The 16,208-nt window shown below is 67.4% G+C and carries 12 protein-coding genes and 1 pseudogene; 5 read left to right on the top strand and 8 right to left on the bottom strand.

What is annotated here, in order from left to right:
* Positions 1 to 35: 35 nt before the first annotated feature.
* Positions 36 to 452: a VOC family protein gene (locus tag VLF18_RS07735; protein ID WP_325279045.1), complete on the bottom strand. Its 417-nt coding sequence runs from the start codon at positions 450 to 452 to the stop codon at positions 36 to 38.
* An 80-nt stretch (positions 453 to 532) separates the two neighbouring features.
* Between VLF18_RS07735 and VLF18_RS07730 the strand changes: the two genes are divergently transcribed.
* Complete coding sequence (locus VLF18_RS07730) at positions 533 to 1,390, top strand: TrmB family transcriptional regulator (RefSeq protein ID WP_325279044.1); 858 nt, start codon at positions 533 to 535, stop codon at positions 1,388 to 1,390.
* Between the two features lie 54 nt (positions 1,391 to 1,444).
* Here the strand turns inward: VLF18_RS07730 and VLF18_RS07725 are convergent, their stop codons facing one another.
* Together VLF18_RS07725 and VLF18_RS07720 are read right to left on the bottom strand one after the other, a co-directional pair.
* The gene (locus tag VLF18_RS07725) at positions 1,445 to 2,878 is read right to left on the bottom strand and encodes an amino acid permease (RefSeq protein ID WP_325279043.1); all 1,434 of its coding nucleotides are present in this window, start codon (positions 2,876 to 2,878) and stop codon (positions 1,445 to 1,447) included.
* Positions 2,879 to 2,991: 113 nt separating this feature from the next.
* Positions 2,992 to 4,401, bottom strand: coding sequence for an APC family permease (locus VLF18_RS07720; protein WP_325279042.1), 1,410 nt, complete (start codon positions 4,399 to 4,401; stop codon positions 2,992 to 2,994).
* A 434-nt stretch (positions 4,402 to 4,835) separates the two neighbouring features.
* Here VLF18_RS07720 and VLF18_RS07715 point away from each other — a divergent pair, with 434 nt between their 5' ends.
* Positions 4,836 to 5,198, top strand: coding sequence for a hypothetical protein (locus tag VLF18_RS07715; protein ID WP_325279041.1), 363 nt, complete (start codon positions 4,836 to 4,838; stop codon positions 5,196 to 5,198).
* A gap of 105 nt (positions 5,199 to 5,303) precedes the next feature.
* Positions 5,304 to 5,609 carry a hypothetical protein gene (locus VLF18_RS07710; RefSeq protein ID WP_325279040.1) on the top strand — a complete coding sequence of 102 codons (306 nt, stop codon included), beginning with the start codon at positions 5,304 to 5,306 and terminating at the stop codon, positions 5,607 to 5,609.
* Positions 5,610 to 5,787: 178 nt separating this feature from the next.
* Here VLF18_RS07710 and gspE read toward each other — a convergent pair whose 3' ends face one another.
* The 4 genes and pseudogenes from gspE to VLF18_RS07690 all read right to left on the bottom strand — a co-directional run.
* The gene (gspE, locus tag VLF18_RS07705; protein ID WP_325279039.1) at positions 5,788 to 7,308 is read right to left on the bottom strand and encodes a type II secretion system ATPase GspE; all 1,521 of its coding nucleotides are present in this window, start codon (positions 7,306 to 7,308) and stop codon (positions 5,788 to 5,790) included.
* Positions 7,305 to 9,383, bottom strand: coding sequence for a type II secretion system secretin GspD (gspD, locus tag VLF18_RS07700; protein WP_325279038.1), 2,079 nt, complete (start codon positions 9,381 to 9,383; stop codon positions 7,305 to 7,307). Before gspD ends, gspE begins: the two co-directional genes overlap by 4 nt.
* Complete coding sequence (gene gspC, locus VLF18_RS07695) at positions 9,380 to 10,339, bottom strand: type II secretion system protein GspC (RefSeq protein ID WP_325279037.1); 960 nt, start codon at positions 10,337 to 10,339, stop codon at positions 9,380 to 9,382. Before gspC ends, gspD begins: the two co-directional genes overlap by 4 nt.
* Positions 10,340 to 10,375: 36 nt before the next feature.
* Positions 10,376 to 11,758: pseudogene (locus VLF18_RS07690) on the bottom strand (DEAD/DEAH box helicase); the annotation flags it as partial.
* A 219-nt stretch (positions 11,759 to 11,977) separates the two neighbouring features.
* On the opposite strand from VLF18_RS07690, the gene trxA reads away from it, so the two are divergent.
* Positions 11,978 to 12,304, top strand: coding sequence for a thioredoxin TrxA (gene trxA / locus VLF18_RS07685; RefSeq protein ID WP_325279036.1), 327 nt, complete (start codon positions 11,978 to 11,980; stop codon positions 12,302 to 12,304).
* Positions 12,305 to 12,509: 205 nt separating this feature from the next.
* Positions 12,510 to 14,366, top strand: coding sequence for a transcription termination factor Rho (rho, locus tag VLF18_RS07680; RefSeq protein ID WP_325279035.1), 1,857 nt, complete (start codon positions 12,510 to 12,512; stop codon positions 14,364 to 14,366).
* A 181-nt stretch (positions 14,367 to 14,547) separates the two neighbouring features.
* Here the strand turns inward: rho and VLF18_RS07675 are convergent.
* Positions 14,548 to 16,208, bottom strand: a 1,661-nt coding sequence (locus VLF18_RS07675) for a hypothetical protein (RefSeq protein ID WP_325279034.1), incomplete at its 5' end; no start/stop codon positions are given.

The following is a 16,208-nucleotide window of genomic DNA, read 5'->3' as shown; positions in this document are numbered from 1 at the left end:
ACCCGGCGCGCGGCTTCGCCTCGACGACGTCGGCGTCAGATCAACGTGACCCCCGCCGGCGGCTGCATGTCGGCGACGGTCTTCCAGAACCAGATCAGGTGCCCGGCCGGATCGACGATCGCGAAATTGCGATCGCCCCACCACTGCGTCGTCAGCGGCTGGCTGATCGCGACGCCGCCCTGCACGAGCCGGTCGTGATACGCGTCGACATCGTCGACCTCGACGTAGATCTCGACCGACCCCGCGGTCAGCGTCGCGCCGTTCTGCGGACGCGACAGCATCAGCATCGCACCGGCGCGCTGCACGATCGCGAAGTCGAGCAGGCCGTCGGCGCCGACCATGCCCATGAGGTGATCGAAGCCGAGTCTTTCGAGATAGAAGCTGCGCATCGCGTCGACGGACTCGACATAGCGCAGCGGCATGACGCTGGACGGCTTGGCGGCGGTGTTCATCGGGGTTGCTCCGGTGTCGGTTGCGGTGAACACAGTGTCCGCCGACACTGACTGCCTTTCATCTACTTTTCGGAGTAGAAATGCGCGTGGCCTGGAACGACTTCGGCCTGCTCGACGACGCCGGCTTCGGCAGCTACGAAAAGCGCGCGCTCGTCGCGCTCGCGGTCCACGGCGTCTGCGACGCGGCCACGCTGTGCCGCGACGGCGACATTCCGACCTCGAAGATCTACGCGGCGATGGAGAAACTCGCGCAGCTCGGTCTCGTCGAGCTGCGCCGCTCGCGTCCGCTGCTCTATGCGGCACTGCCGCCGGACCTGCTCGTCGAGCGGCTCAACGCGATCGCGCGCGAACGCGCCGAAGCCTTCGCGAATGCATCGTCCGAACTGCGCGCCGCGTTCGAGAAACTGCCGCGCCGGCTCAAGAGCAGCCAGGCGCGCGTCGATCTGGCGCTCGGCGCCGAGAGTCACGTGAAGCGCCACCTGAGCCGGCTCGCCGGTGCGAAGCGGCGGATTCTCTCCTACCTCGAACGCGGCGATCTCGCCGCGATCCGCGCGCAGCGCGAGCAGGGCTTCGACGTGCTCAAGACGCTCGCGCGCGAACGCGAGCGCAGCGGTGCCGAGCATCGCGCGATCTTCGGCTTCAGCGACCGCTCCGCGCCGCCCCTGATGGCCTTCCTGCGCGACTTCGCCGCCGCCACGCGCACGCTCGCCGGCGTGCGCTACAGCGGCGAGATCGGCCATCCGTTCCATGTCGTCGACGACGACATCGTGATTCTCGCGCTCGACCATCCGTTCATCGGCGAAGGCCGCTTCGCGTCGCTGCTCGTGCAGGACACCGCACTCGCCGCGCAGCTCGCGCACGGCTTCGACCAGCTCTGGCAGCGGGCGTTGAAGAACCTGCGGGAGATCCGGGCCTGGCCCGGCAGAGAAAGAAACTAGAGGGAGCTTTTCGCCTCCTCCAGTTCCTACCTGCTCATCTCTATTTTTCTTTTTCTATTTCTTCGCCAGCGTGCTGTTTCGGATCCCATAGCCGAAATACACGACGAGCCCGAGCGCCATCCAGATACCGAACCGCTCCCAGGTCACGAGCGGCAGTCCGGTCAGCAGCCAGATCGAGAACACGATGCCGATGATCGGCACGAGCGGCACGAGCGGCGTGCGGAAGGCGCGCTTCACGTCCGGGCGCGTGCGGCGCAGCACGATGACGGCCGAGCAGATCACGATGAACGCGCAGAGCACGCCGACGTTCACGAGTTCCGCGAGATCGCCGATCGGCAGCGCGCCGGCGGCGAGACCCGTCAGCACGCCGAGGATCAGCGTCGGGCGATACGGCGTGCCGTAGCGCGGATGCACCTTCGCGAACCAGGCCGGCAGCAGGCCGTCGCGCGCGAGCGAGAACCAGATGCGTGCCGCGGCGAGCATGAACGCGAACACGACGCTGATGATGCTCGCGACCGCGACGGCCGAGATCGCCGCACTGACCCAGGTCAGGCCCAGCGACTGGAACGCGTTCGCGACCGGCGCGTCGTTGTTGAGCGTCGTGTAGTGCGCCACGCCGGTGATGACGAACGAGATCGTCAGGTACAGCGCCATCGAGAGACCGAGCGACAGCAGGATCGCGCGCGGCAGGTCGCGCTGCGGATTCTTCGATTCCTCGGCGGCCGTCGTCAGCGTGTCGTAGCCGAACACCGCGAAGAACACGACCGAGGCAGCCGTCACGACGCCGGAAAAGCCGAAATGCGACTTGCCGTCGGCGCCGATGACTTCCGGCGGAATGAACGGCGACCAGTTCGCGCTGTTGATGTAGAACGCGCCGACGCCGATCACGAGCGCGACGCCGATCACCTTGATCGCGACGACGACGGTGTTGAGCCGCGCGCCGGTCTCGGTGCGCACGGTCAGCAGCCAGGCGACGCCCATCGCGACGAGCGCGGCGATCACGTTGAACACGCGTCCGTCGCCCGTGCCCATCGCGCCCTGCGCCCAGACCGGCAGATGGATGCCGACGTGCGCGAGCAGGTTCTGCAGATAGCCGGCCCAGCCGCTCGCGACCGCGGCGACGATCAGCGCGTATTCGAGCAGCAGGTCCCAGCCGATCAGCCAGGCCACGCCTTCGCCGAGCACCGCATAGCCATAGGTGTACGCGCTGCCCGTGACCGGGATCATCCCGGCGAACTCCGCATAGCACAGCGCGGCCGCCGCGCTCGCGATGCCCGCGAGAATGAAGGCCAGCGCGACCGCCGGTCCCGCGTTGACCGCGGCCTGCTGGCCGGCCAGCACGAAGATGCCGACGCCGATGATGCCGCCGAGACCGATCGCCGTGAGCTGCCACAGGCCCAGCGTGCGTCGCAGCTCGCCGCGCGCCCCCGCTTCGCTCTGCAACTGCTCGATGCTCTTGTGACGCGTGATCTGTTGGATGAGGCTCATGGTTCCCTCCCAGGAATCCGGCCGATCATAGCGGACTCGCACCGTTGCGCACGGGTGCCGGACGTTGCCGGCGCGCGCAGGCAGGTTGGGTTGAGCCGCAGGCGAAGCCCAACCTACGGACGCTTCGCGCGCAGCGCGTAGAACACGGGCACGCCGAGCAGCACGATCGCGAGGCCGGGCCAGGTGTAGGCCGGTTTCCAGATCAGCAGACTCACGCCGATCGCGCTCGCGAACGCGATGTACAGCGCCGGCAGCCACGGGTAGCCGAACGCGCGATACGGCCGCTCGATGCCGGGCTGCGTGCGCCGCAGACGGAACAGGCCGGCGATCGTCAGCACGTAGAAGATCAAGGTCGCGAGGATCACGTAGTCGAGCAGGTCGCCATAGCGCCCGGACAGGCACAGCACGCAGGCCCAGAGCGCCTGCGCGGCCAGCGCCCAGCCCGGCACGCCCTGCCGATTCAGCGTGCCGGCCTTCGCGAAGAACAGGCCGTCGCGCGCCATCGAGTAGTAGACGCGCGCGCCGGCGAGCACGAGCCCGTTCACGCAGCCGAACGTCGAGACCATGATCAGCACCGCAATGCCTGCGGTTCCTGCACTGCCGAAGGCCGCCTGCGCCGCCGCGACGCCGACACGGTCGGCCGGCGCGTGCGCGATGTCGCCGAGCGGCAGCACCGCGAGATACATCAGATTCGCGATCAGATACAGGCTGCAGACGAGCGCGGTGCCGAGGAACAGGCTCAAGCCCACATTGCGCCGCGGATTGCGGATCTCGTCCGCAACCGACGCCGCGCTGTGCCACGAATCCGACGAGAACAGCGCGCCGACCATCGCAACCGCGATCGCTGCGGGCAGCGCGAGCAGCAACCCGTCCGGTGTCGCCGCGCTGCGTTCCCAGACCGACGACCAGTTCGCCTGCCAGATCTGCGTCTTCGCGCCGAGCAGCAGCCCGAAAGCGATCAAGGCGAGCAGCGCCGCGATCTTCGCGAGCGTGAAGCCGGTCTGTATCCATTTCCCATACTGCACACCGCGCGCATTGATGAAACTCAGCACGAGCACGACGACGATCGCGACCAGCTGCGCCGCATTGAGCCGGAACGCGCCGAGCTGCAGCAGCACGTTGTCGTCGCCGAGCGCCGGCACGAGATACGCCGTGAATTTCGCAAACGCGACGCCGACCGCGGCGATCGACCCGGTCTGGATGACCGCGAAGAACGACCAGCCATACAGGAACGCGGGCAGCCGCCCCCAGGCCTCGCGCAGGTAGACGTACTGCCCGCCGGCCTTCGGAAACATCGCCGCGAATTCGGCGTAGCTCAACGCCCCCGCGATCGTCATGAATCCCGAGATCAGCCAGACCAGTACGAGATACGCCGCCGATCCCGTCGTGCGCACGATGTCCGCGCTGACGATGAAGATGCCCGAGCCGATCATCGACCCCGCGACGAGCATGGTGCCGTCGAGCAGCCCGAGCGAGCGGCGGAAACCTTCGGGCTGCGTGTCGCTGACGGTCGACGAGGTCATGCCGGTGCTCCGCGGGGACCGGAGGATCTTAGCGAGCCGGACGGAACACGGACGAGGCGGATTCGTGCGTGGTTGCCGACGAAAATGCCGGATTGCATTACCGTCGCGACGCTTCGGCGTTATACCGTAGGGCGCAATAAGCAAAGCGCATTGCGCCGTCTCCACGCCGCGAGGTCATCACCAGCACGGCGCAACGCCCTTCGGATATTGCGCCTTGCGTCGATCCGATCATCAGCGCAGAAAGAACGGGCTCGTGGAATCAGACAAGACCTCATCACCGCTGACCGACGTTTCCGCCGATGCTTGTCGCGCAACCGACGCCGCCTGTTTCCACGTCGCGCTGTCGATCGGTCTGCTCGGCGTCGACGATGCGAAGGACTGGGCGTTCGACCTCATCGCGGGCGACGACGATACGCAGGTCCGGATCATCGACATTGCCGTCGCGCGCGACGCAGGCGCGCGCCTCGCGGCGCCGTCGGGTATTGACTGCGGATGCACACGCGCGCGATGTCGGCGCCCGCCTGTTCCGGCTCGTTCACTCGCGACTCGCCGACGATGCGTTGGCGGTCGAGGACGCTGCGGCAAAAAGCTTGCCCGTCTGCACGCTGCTGCCCCTGCCGATCGATATCCGCGTCGACTTCGGCCGGATCGGACACATGCTTGCGCACATCGCGAATACGCGCGCGAACTGTTCGTCGGCGTCTCGTGGGCGAAGGGCTGCCCTGCTTCCCTTCATCGTGCCGATGGCGGCAAGCTTGAACTTCCGGCGATCGGCACGAGCACGCAAGGCCTGGTGAATTCACTGCGTGCGTGGGTGCGGCGACAGCCGAAGACAACGGCAGGCAAGCCTTGCATGCATCTCGCCGTACTGCAGCCACGCGCGTATCGATGTGGAAAATATCATGAGCAACTATTGGATCTACTGGAAGCGAGGCTGGTGGGTGTGGCTGATGAGCCTCTGCTTGCAACTGGCGACCGCGGTCTTCGTTCTTCCGCTCGCATTCGCATTTCACGGCCGGCCGGGCCTGTATCTGTCATCGGCTGCCGTCGTCGGGATATTTGCGATCATCCCGTTATGGGGCTGGATCTTCGAGCGCTTCGCCGCCCGCTCGGATCGCATCCTTCCAGCGGAACGGGCCGGGGAGCCGACATCCGTACGTGGCAGCGATGTGGCGCGGGATGCGCCCTCGACGCGGGACGGCTATTGAGCCTGACGTCGGGCGCAGTAACCGAAGGGCATTGCGCCGTTTTCTGGCCACGTCGATCGTTGTGGCCAGAAAAGCGAAGGGCGTTGCGCCATGTGCGCTCCGGCCTCGCGGCGTCGAGATGGCGCAATGCCCTTCGGTTATTGCGCCCTACGTCGAGCCTTCGATTCGTGCGAACGATTCAATCTTCGCGCGTAACCCGCAACACCTCATCCACCGACGTCACGCCGGCCAGGCACTTCGCCCATCCATCCGTCGCGATCGACGCCGCGCGCGTACGCACGTAGCGTTCCATGTCGGCTTCGGATGCGCCTTCGTGGATCTGCCGCCGGAAGTGCTCGTCGACGCCGATGAGTTCGTAGATGCCCGTGCGGCCGCGGTAGCCGGAGGCGCGGCCGGTCAGGCCGTCGGCGGGTTTGTAGAGCACGGCGTGCGCGTCGGCGGGCTGGCCGAAGGCGCTGAGTTCGCGCGGCGTCGCCGCGTAGGCTTCGCGCGTCGCGGGGTCGAGCACGCGCACGAGGCGCTGAGCGAGCACGCCGATCAGCGACGAGGACAGCAGAAACGGTTCGACGCCCATGTCGCGCAGGCGCGTGACGGCGCCGACGGCGGAATTCGTGTGCAAGGTCGACAACACCAGATGGCCCGTCAGCGACGCCTGCACGGCGATCTGCGCGGTTTCGAGATCGCGGATTTCGCCGACCATGACGACGTCCGGATCCTGGCGCAGGATCGCGCGCAGGCCGCGCGCGAAGGTCATCTCGACTTTCGTGTTGACCTGGGTCTGGCCGACGCCGTCGATGTAGTACTCGATCGGGTCTTCGACCGTCATGATGTTGCGGCTGGCGTCGTTGAGCTTGAGCAGCGCCGCGTACAGCGTCGTGGTCTTGCCCGAGCCGGTCGGGCCGGTCACGAGGAAGATGCCGTGCGGCCGCGCGATGATGCCTTCGAGCTTCGCGCGATCGTCGGCAGCCATGCCGAGCTGGATCAAATCGAGGCGGCCGGCCTGCTTGTCCAGCAGACGCAGCACGACGCGCTCGCCATGGCCCGCCGGAATCGTCGACACGCGCACGTCGACCGGACGGCCCGCGATCTTCAGACCGATGCGGCCGTCCTGCGGCAGGCGCTTCTCGGCGATGTCGAGCTTGGCCATGACCTTGATGCGGCTGACCACGGCATTCGCGACGGCCTTCTGCGGCGACAGGATCTCGCGCAGCACGCCGTCGATGCGGAAACGCACGACGAGGCGATTTTCGTAAGGCTCGATGTGGATGTCGGACGCGCCTTCCTTGACCGCTTCGGTCAGCAGCGCATTGATGAGCCGGATGATCGGCGCGTCGTCGTCGCTTTCGAGCAGGTCTTCGGGCTCGGGCAGGTCGTCGGCGATGGAACGCAGGTCCATCGACTCGTCCATGTCCGACACCACGCCGCGCGCGTCGTCGCCCTGCTCGTAGAGCCGACGCAGCAGCATCTCGAAATCGGCCGCGCTGTAACGCGTGAGCTTCAGCGGTGCACCGAGGTAGCGGCGGAGTTCCGCGAGCGCTTCGGGCTTCACGCCCTCGCGGCAGGCGACTTCGGCGTGATCGTCGTGCCACGCCACGAGCGTCGCGCCGTTGCGCCGCGCGAAGCCGAAATTCGGCCGCGACGGCCGCGCCGCCCGCGCGGCTTCGGTTCCGCCGGCGGGCGACGGCTTGGCTTCAGTCACTTGCCGCTCCGGCTCGCTTTCCTGGCCGCGGGCTTGCCGCCGGCAGAGGGCGGTGCGGCCGGCGTCGCCGGACCGTTCGGATCGGCCATGAAGTCGTGCATTTCCGGCACGACGGGCTGCTTCCTGTCCGGCGTCAGCGCTTCGCGGTTGTTGCGCATCTGCAATTGTTCAGTACGGATATAGTTGTACTTTTCGCTCGACACTGCCGCTTCCGACGCGGCGTCCCGCAGGATCTTCGGATGCAGGAAGATCATCAGATCGCGCTGCGCGACCTTGTTGCTGCGGTAGCGAAACAGGTTGCCGAGCACCGGAATGCTGCCGAGCCCTGGCACCTTCTGATTGTTGTCGTTCGCTTTGGAGTCGATCAGCCCGCCCAGCACCAGCGTCGCGTCGTCGGCCACGAGTACGCTCGTCGACAGTTCGCGCTTGTTCGTGATGAGGTCGACCGCGCCGTCGACGCTCGGAGCGAGAGACGACACTTCCTGGTGCAGATCGAGCCGCACCGAATCGCCTTCGTTGATGTGCGGCGTCACCTTGAGCGTGATGCCGACGTCCTTGCGCTCGATGGTCTGGAACGGATTCAGCGGCTGGCTGCCCGTGCCGCCGGTACCCGATGCGTTCGTGTACTGGCCGGTCTTGAACGGAACTTCCTGGGCGACCTTGATCGTCGCCTCGGTGTTGTCGAGCGTCAGCACCGACGGCGTCGACAGCACGTTCGACTTGCCGTCGCCCTTGAGCATGCGCAGCAGGAAGCCGAGGTTCACGATGTCGCCGAGGCCGGGCACGTTGGTCACGCCGGTGATGTAGCCCAGCGACAGGCCCGAACCGAGCGCGCGCGGGTTCTGCGCGACGTCGATGATGTTGCCGCGGCCGTCGGACCCGGTGAAGTTCGTGCCGCCGATGAAGTTGTTGTCGGTGCCTTCGATCGGCGCCTGCCACTGCACGCCGATCTCGCTTGCGGTCTCGTCGGCGACCTCGGCGATGATGGCTTCGATGAGCACCTGCGCGCGGCGCACGTCGAGCTGGCGAATGACGCCTTCGAGCGAGCGGAACACCGCCGGCGACGCGCTGATGATCAGCGCGTTGGTTTCCTCGTGCGCCTGGATCGTCGCGCTGCCCGCGGCAGCCGCGGCACCACCGGCGGCGCCCGCCGCCGGCGCGGCCGGCGCGCCGGGTTCGTTGTTCAGCGTCGATGCGACGCCGGTCAGGATCGGAACGAGTTCCTTGGCCTTCGCATAGCGCAGATAGACCACGTTCGTGCCGCCGCCCGACTGCAGCGGCGTGTCCAGATGCGTGACCAGCGTGCGCATGCGCAGACGGCCGCTCTTCGCACCCGCGATCAGGATCGAGTTCGTGCGTTCGTCGGCGAGGACGCGCGGACTTTCGCCGGTGGCCTGCGTCGCCTTGTCCTCGGCGAGGATGGTCAGGGTGCGCGCCATCTCCGACGCGTTGGCGTGCTGCAGCGGAATCACTTCGACTTCGGTATCCGACACCGTGTCGATGCGCGCGATGATGCCGGCGACGCGCTGGATGTTGCTCGCGCGGTCGGAAACGACCAGCGAGTTGCTGGTCTGGTGCGCGATCAGCTGCGCGCCCTGCGGCAGCAGCGGCCGCAGGATCGGCACGAGTTCGGCCGCGGCGACGTGCCGCAGCGGCACGATCTGGGTCACGATCGCGTCGCCCGATTCGGCGGTTGCGACGCTGTTGCCGCCTTCGGCCTGGGCCATGGCCTCGGGCACGATCTTGATCATGCTGCCGGCCGGCACCGCGGCGTAGCCGTGCACGCGCAGCACCGACAGGAACACGTCGTAGATCTCGTCGGGCTGCATCGGCCGCGCGGAGATCACGCTGACCTTGCCCTGCACGTTCGGGCCGACGATGAAGTTCCTGCCGGTGATTTCCGACACCGTCGCGATCAGCGCCTGGATGTCGGCGTCCTTGAGATTCAGCGTATGCGTGCCCGGCGGGTTGCCGGCGGCCGACGGCGGCGGCTGGGCGACGGCCGTCGCGGTCGCGAGCAGCAGCGCCGACGCGAGCAGGCAGGCACGCAAGGAGGCGATTGGAGTGCGCATCATTTGATGTTCACGCTCAGAGTGACGGGCTTGCCGTCGCGATTCACCGTGACGGTGACGCGATTGGCGTTCTTGAGGGAATCGACGACCTGGGTCGCGCGTCCCATCGAGTCCAGCGGTACGTTGTTGATCGAGGTGACGACGTCGGTCGGCTGCAGGCCGAGCTGCGCGATCAGCGCCGCGTTCGGTCCGCCGGTCAGACGCACACCGGCCATGCGCCCGTTTTCCATGACGGGCTGCGCATTGATCTGACGCATGAGGTCGTTCGGATCGGACACGCCGAGCTGCTGCTGGATGCGCGAGAAATCGACCGCGCCCTGCGCCATCTGCGGCGCGACGAAGACCGGGGTGGCCGCCGGCATCTGTGCCGGCGTCGGCGCCGACGCCGAGATGCCCGGCGCAGTATTGCGGCCGGCCGTGTTCGGTGCGGCGTTCGTCGACGGCAGCGGCGTCACCGGCGCACCGGGCTGGTCGTACGGAAGGCCCAGGGTTTCCTGCACGCCTTCATGCAGCAGGATCACGCGGTCGGGATAGACGCCGTCGAGCGTCGCGCCGCCGGGCAGGCCATCGCCGACGCGATACGCGCGTTCGCCCGAGACCGGATCGGCGATCACGGCCATGCCGGCGCGCGGATCGGCTTCGGCCAGCGTGCCGCGCAGCTGCAGCTGCAGCTGCGTCGCCGGCGCGCTGCGCGCGAGCTGCGCGTTGGTCAGGCCGGCGTTGCCGAACAGGTGCCACTTCGACACGCTGACCGCGGCCTTGCCGCCGGGTGCCGGCACGGTCGCGACGGGAACCGCGATGTCGGGCTCACTGCCGCCGGTCGGCACGAGCGACCAGAGCAGCTTGACGGCAAGCCAGAGGCAGGCCAGCGTGAACAGGCCGCAGACCAGCATCGCGCCGAGCAGCGAAACCCGCTCGACGTCCTTGCTGCTCCAGTCCCGAATGGCCGCTACTGCCATCACCCTTCCCCTGCGCCGCTGTCGTTACTGCGAATCCGGTGCCGGCGCCGCCGGTGCGGATGCGTTGCCCGATTTCCCACCGCCACCACCACCGCTGCGTCCGCCACTGCCGCCGCGACGGCGGCGCCGCTTCGGCTTGCCGTCCGCAGTCTTCTCCGGCGGCACCACGGCTTCGTCGGCGTCGGCCGCATCGTCGATCGCGTTCTGCGCGTCGGCCGGATGCGCGGCGCGCTCGCGCTTGGGCGGCGGCACGAGCAGGTCGCGCGTCACGGTGGCAACCGGGATTTTTTGCGAAATGAAACGCTCGATATCCGGCAAGCCCATCGCATACAGGTCGCAGGCGAAGCTGATCGCGTCGCCCTCGGCGCCGAGGCGCGCAGTGCGGCCGATGCGATGCACGTAGTCTTCCGGATCGTGCGGCAGGTCGTAGTTGAACACGTGGCTCACGGCCGGAATGTGCAGGCCGCGCGCGGCGACGTCGGTCGCGACGAGCACGTCGACTTCGCCGCGCTGGAAGCGTTCGAGCAGCTTCTGGCGCTTCTTCTGCGGCACGTCGCCCGACAGCGCGCCGACGCGGAAGCCGTGGCGTTCGAGCCGCGTCGTCACGCGCTCGGCCGCGACTTTCGTGTTCACGAACACGATCGAACGCTGCACGTCGCCCGACGACATCAGGTTCAGCAGCAGCGGCATCTTTTCCTCGGTGGCCGGGAAATAGACGCTCTGCCGCACGCGAGACGCGGTGACCGATTCGGTTTCGGCCGACAGCTTCTCGGGGTTGTTCATGTGCTCGTAGGCGAGTTCGAGCACGCGATAGCTCAGGGTGGCCGAGAACAGCAGGCCGAGACGGCTGTCGCGAGGCGGCAGGCGCCGCATCAGGAACCGCACGTCCTTGATGAAGCCGAGATCGAACATGCGGTCGGCTTCGTCGATGACCATCACGTCGACCGCGCGCAGGCTGAAGACGTGCTGCTTGAAGTAGTCGATCAGGCGGCCGGGCGTCGCGATGATGATGTCGACGCCGCCGCGCAGCTGTTCGCGCTGCTTGTCGTAGTCGACGCCGCCGTAGATCAGTGCGGATTTCAGGCCGGTGTGGCGGCCGAGGTTCTTGAAATCCTTGTCGATCTGAATGGCCAGCTCGCGCGTCGGGGCCAGGATCAGGCAGCGCGGATCGGCTTCCTTGCGCTCGGCCAGGGCCGGTACGGTCAGGAGCCGCTGCATCGCTGCGACGAGGAAGGCGCCGGTCTTGCCGGTGCCGGTCTGGGCCTGGCCGGCGACATCGCGGCCTTGCAGCGCGACCGGCAGGGTCAGCGCCTGGATTGGGGTACAACGGGTGAAGCCGGACTCGTGCAACCCGGCGAGCAGGCTCGGGTGCAGATCGAAATTATCGAAGAAACAATCGGTTAATACTTGCTCGGACATTCAACTGGCCAGATGATCCGGGGGTGGCCGGCAGACCGGCGGCCCGGGAGACTTGAGGATCGATCCACCGACCCAACTTGAAACGCGCGGAGGGTTGGGCTCAAATGCCGCCCTTCCTCCCGCCCCTGCCACGCTCCGCCTTGCCCAGCAACGGCCCGAGTGTAGCCTAAACCCAAACATTTCCGCAGCTTGGCGGAAATTCTTAAGACGGAGATTCCTGTGAGCCAGCTGATCGCCCACACCAGCGACGACAATTTCGAATCCGACGTTCTGCAGTCGGCCGAACCGGTCCTGGTCGACTTCTGGGCTGAATGGTGCGGCCCCTGCAAGATGATTGCGCCCGTGCTCGACGAGCTTGCTGCCAGCTACCAGGGTCGCATGAAAGTCGTAAAGGTCAACATCGACCACAATCAGAAGACCCCGCGCAACTATAACGTGCGCGGCATTCCGACCCTGATGATCTTCAAGAACGGCAAGGTCGAGGCGACGCAGATCGGCGCCGTGTCGAAGAACCAGCTGACCCAGCTCATCGATCGCACGATCTGAAATCCACAGCGACGCGCGCGGCCGCCGGCCGCGCGCCGGCGCGCATGAACCACTGCGCAGCCCAAGCTTTACGCTTAACACTCACAGTGCTAAGTTAGCTCGCGTTGTTCGGGGCGCATCGCCCCATTCCTTCCGGTTCATCCCCTGATTCCATCCCGTCGGCATGTAGCCCTGCCGACCAACGGCGCCCATGCGAGGTCTGCCCGTGTCTGATATCGAGAACAAGGAAAACGGCTCGGCCGCAACGGCTGACGCGCGTCCTGAATCCCCTTCACCGTCTGCCGCCGCCGAAGCGCGAGCCGCCCGCCGCGAAGCGCAGGCCGCCCGCGCCGCCGCGAAGGCAGAAGCCGCAGCCCGCGCCGAAGCCGGCGGCGAATCCGCGCCGCAGCCGCGCGAGGAACGCCAGGCCCGCGAAGAGCGTCAACCGCGTGAAGAGCGCCAGGAACGCACGAGCGGCGGCGACGACCGCGGCCAGCGCAACCCCGATCTGTTCACCGGCCAGCCCGGCGGCGGCGACAATGCCGGCAACACGCAGCAGAGCGGCGACGGCAACAACGGCAACGGCAACGGCAACAACGGCAATGACGGCGGCCCGCAGAACCAGCAAGGCGGCCAGAATGCCGGCGGCTATCAGCAGGGCGGCCAGCATCAGGGCCAGGGCCAGGGCCAGGGCCGTCGCGAAGGCCGCAACCGCAATCGCAATCGTCAGAACCGCCAGCAGCAGCAACAGATGCGCGGCGGCAATTACGAAGACGAGATTCCCGACGAGCGCAACGGCGGCGGCAACGGTCCGCTGATCAACCTCACCGAGCTCAAGCGCAAGCCCGCAGCGGCCGTGCTCGAGATCGCCGAGGGCCTCGGCATCCAGGAAGGCGTCGCCCGTGCCCGCAAGCAGGACGTCATCTTCAACATCCTCAAGGCGCACGCACGCGCCGGCGGCGGCATCTGGGGCGAGGGCGTGCTGGAAATCCTGCAGGACGGCTTCGGCTTCCTGCGCTCCGGCGACGAGTCCTATCTGGCCGGCCCGGACGACATTTATGTCAGCCCGAGCCAGATCCGCCGCTTCAACCTGCGCACCGGCGACTACATCACCGGCCGCATCCGTCCGCCGAAAGACGGCGAACGCTACTTCGCGCTGCTGAAGGTCGACGACATCAACAGCGAGCCGCCGGAAGCATCGAAGAACAAGGTGCTGTTCGAGAACCTCACGCCGCTGTTCCCGCGCAAGGCGTTCCGCCTCGAACGCGGCAACGGTTCGTCGGAAGACATCAGCGGCCGCATCCTCGACCTGATCTCGCCGGTCGGCAAGGGCCAGCGCGGCATCATCGTGTCGCCGCCGAAGGCCGGTAAGACGATGATGCTGCAGAACGTCGCGCAGGCGATCGTGCACAACCATCCGGAAGTGCACCTGATCATCCTGCTCATCGACGAGCGCCCCGAGGAAGTCACCGAAATGGTCCGCGGCGTCCGCGCGGCCGAGGTCATCAGCTCGACCTTCGACGAACCCGCCGCGCGTCACGTGCAGGTCGCCGACATGGTCATCGAGCGCGCCAAGCGCCTCGTCGAGCACAAGAAAGACGTCGTCATCCTGCTCGATTCGATCACGCGTCTCGCGCGCGCCTACAACACCGTCGTGCCGAGTTCGGGCAAGGTGCTGACCGGCGGCGTCGACGCGAACGCGCTGCAGCGCCCGAAGCGCTTCTTCGGCGCCGCGCGCAACGTCGAGGAAGGCGGCTCGCTGACCATCCTCGCGACCGCGCTGATCGACACCGGCTCGAAGATGGACGAAGTGATCTACGAAGAGTTCAAGGGCACCGGCAACATGGAAGTGCACCTGGACCGCCGCATCACCGAGAAGCGCGTCTATCCGGCCATCAACATCAACCGCTCCGGCACGCGCCGCGAGGAACTGCTGATCGAACCGGACATGCTCCAGAAGATCTGGATCCTGCGCAAGCTGCTGCATCCGATGGACGAACTCGCGGCGATGGAGTTCATGCTCGACAAGATGAAGAACACCAAGTCCAACGACGAGTTCTTCGCGACGATGAAGCGCGGGTGACTCTGCTTCGTTGAGCGTAGTGCAAAAAAGCGCGGCGAAAGCCGCGCTTTTTCGTTGCGCAAACCGCAGGTCGGGTCGAGCCGCAGGCGAAGCCCAACGTCACGGTGGCTTCGCAACGACAGGTTCTTCATCAGGCGCATGAGCGCCTCGCTGTTGGGCTTCGCCTGCGGCTCAGCCCAATCTACGGGGCAGCCAGACCCAGCGCTGCGGCCGTACGCTCGGCGTCGGCGCGCGCGATCTCGGCGGGCAGCAGCGAGTCGCGCAGCACCGGCAACGCCTGATCGAGCAGTGCGCGTGCTGCCTTCGCGTCGCCACGACGCCGTTGCACCTCGGCGAGCTCCGTGCGCGCGATTGCGAGATCGATCGGCAGCGCGCCATTGGCTTCGAATCCCGCGATCGCGGCATCGAGCTCGCGCTGCGCCGTCACAGTGTCGCCGGCATCGAGCGCGAATGCCGCATGCGCGCGGCGCATGTGCAGCAGGATCGCGTGATTCCCGGGTACGAGCGCTTTCCACAATGTCTTCGCTTCGGCGAGCTGCGCGAGCCCGATATCGGGTTCATGCATCTGCCGCGCGACGAGCACGAGCTGCCAGGTCAGCATCGCGTATTCGATCGAATCCTCGCCGTCCAGGCGCGCCGCCTGCGCGCGCAGCTCCGTGAGGATCGCGCGCGCCTTCGCGTTCTGGCCCGCGCGACCGAGCGTGCGCGCCTCGCTGCGCGCGATGCGTCGGCGCACCTGATGGTCGGCATCGACCTTGCCGTCGTCGAGCGCCTTGCGCGCCTTCGCAAATTCGTCGATCGCCGCGGCATAGTCGCCGGCGCTCTCGAAAATGCCGCCGTAGTTCGCATGCGACACGGCGATGTCGGTCGGACCGACGATGCCGGCCTCGCCCATGTGCCGGTCCGACTTGCGCATCAGCTCGATCGCTTCGCGGTAGCGCCCGAGTTCGTTGAGCACTAGCGCGAGGTCGTTCGTCAGCACCATCATGCGCGCGCCGCCCGGATCGACGATGCGCTCCTGCAGCGCGATCGCGCGGCGCAGCAGCGCTTCGGCGCCGACCGGATCGGCGCTGAGCTGCAGCGCATTCGCGCGCGCGCGCAGCAGCGTGACGTGTTCGGGCGAGCGTGCCGGCCGCTGCGCATCGACGCGCGCGATCGCGTCGTCGACGACGGCCAGCGCTTCCTCGCGTTCGCCCGTCGTGCTCAGCAGCGACGACAGCGGCTGCGCAATCTCGATATAGAGTTCGAGCGGCACGCCGCGCGTCCTGAGGCTCAGTTCGCGCGCCTCGCGCAGCACCACGAGTGCCTTTTCGTCGTCGCCGCCACGGTGATGCACCATGCCGAGCGCCTGCAGGGTGCGCAGCTTCGCGATCGTGTCGTCGGGCGCGAACGCCTCGCGCCAGGCGCCGGCCTTTTCGATGGCCGCGAGCGCACCGGGCGTGTCGCCGAGCACACCGAGCAGGCTCGCGTATTCGTCGTAATCCTCGGCCAGCCGCAGCGCCTGCGCGCGATCCTGAGGCTCGACACCATCGGTGCCTTCGCGCATCAGCGCGACGCCGGTCGCGATGTCGCCGAGATCGCCGTAGAGATTCGCGAGCAACCGCTGCATCGCCTTGACGAGCGCGGGATCGGTACGCGCCGCGAGCTGCGCGCGCGCCGCGTCGAGCAGGCCGCGCAGGCTGACCTCGCGGCTCATCGCCTTGTCGGGCGCGGCCGCTTCGAACGCGTCGGTCAGAAACGTCAGCGCCTCGCGCGCGCGCGCGGCATCGCGGTCGGACGCCGCGCGCGCCTGCTGCGCCGCGGCCTCGGCGGCGAGCGCGCGGTTGCGCGCGAGATCGAGCC

This window comes from Tahibacter sp., assembly GCF_035481375.1.
Lineage (GTDB): Bacteria > Pseudomonadota > Gammaproteobacteria > Xanthomonadales > Rhodanobacteraceae > Tahibacter.
The sequence above is the reverse complement of the archived record's forward strand: the minus strand, read 5'-3'. Positions and strand labels throughout refer to the sequence as shown.